This is a genomic window from Enterococcus plantarum (assembly GCF_001730295.1).
Taxonomy (GTDB): Bacteria; Bacillota; Bacilli; order Lactobacillales; family Enterococcaceae; genus Enterococcus_L; species Enterococcus_L plantarum.
Genome location: NZ_MIKA01000041.1, coordinates 1 through 910, shown reverse-complemented (window position 1 = coordinate 910; position 910 = coordinate 1). Strand labels below are relative to the sequence as shown.

2 protein-coding genes and 1 pseudogene are annotated in these 910 nt (G+C 43.6%); all 3 read right to left on the bottom strand.

The window, feature by feature from the left end; genetic code table 11:
- Positions 1-217, bottom strand: a pseudogene (locus BCR22_RS10950) (hypothetical protein); the annotation flags it as partial.
- Positions 214-540, bottom strand: a complete 327-nt coding sequence (locus BCR22_RS10945; RefSeq protein ID WP_069654929.1) for an LPXTG cell wall anchor domain-containing protein — start codon at positions 538-540, stop codon at positions 214-216. The gene BCR22_RS10945 and the pseudogene BCR22_RS10950, both read right to left, overlap by 4 nt.
- Before the next feature lie 14 nt (positions 541-554).
- Positions 555-910 (bottom strand): WxL domain-containing protein (locus tag BCR22_RS10940; RefSeq protein ID WP_205634366.1); only part of this gene is annotated, 356 nt, incomplete at its 5' end.

Here is a 910-nt window from a genome sequence, read left to right as displayed (position 1 = left end):
TACGTAGTGGTCCTTCTGTGGACGGACCTGGTCCTGGATCAATAGGTACTCCTGGATTTTCAGGGTCGATTGGATTCGTCACTACGCTCCCTTCAACAGATACGTTTCCCGATTGATTCAACGTATTTGGGGCTGCGTGAGCAATCAGAGCCAACGTATTAGTATTAACCACTAATCCAACCGCACAGACTAAAAAAATTTGATGTGTAAATCTCATTTCTGTCCCCCCTTTCTACGCTTGCGCAAAAAGAGTATGAGGAATGCCAAGAGAATCAATCCGCCTCCAATCAAGCTATACTTTCGAATCTTTTCTCCGGTATTGGGAAACCATTTTCCTCTCGGTTTAGTTTGGGGCTCTGAATTAGATTCTATGTTGGCAGAACCACTGGATTCGGTTGTTTCTTCATGAAACGATATCTTACCATTAATACTTACTTGGCCTCCGCCCCCTTCTCTTGCTTGGACAATGGGTCCAGAAGCTATTGTACCCACACACAAAAGCAGAGAACAGCCGAACAAGATAATGCGTGTATAGATCATTTTCCTCTCTCCTTTTATGGTTGTCCTGCCATCACTTTCCATGTAATGACGCCGACATAGTCTCCCTTATATACCGTATCAGAGGAATTGATTTGGAGTTTGATTCCATCTGTATTGGCGGTAGTTCCCCAATCATTGCTAATGGCATAGCTACCTGAAATGCCTTTCGTATTGGTATACACTATTTGCGCATTCTGATTTAGAATCGTTTCTTTGCCTTGATTTACATAGCGCAAGGCATTAACCAATTCTTGTCCTTCACTGTTGCGCATCGGTGTAGATAAAGATGCGGTCATACGCCAACCATTTTTAGCATCTGCTCGTGTATCCGTTACGACTAATTGCTCGTCGAAAGATGGATCTTCCACGC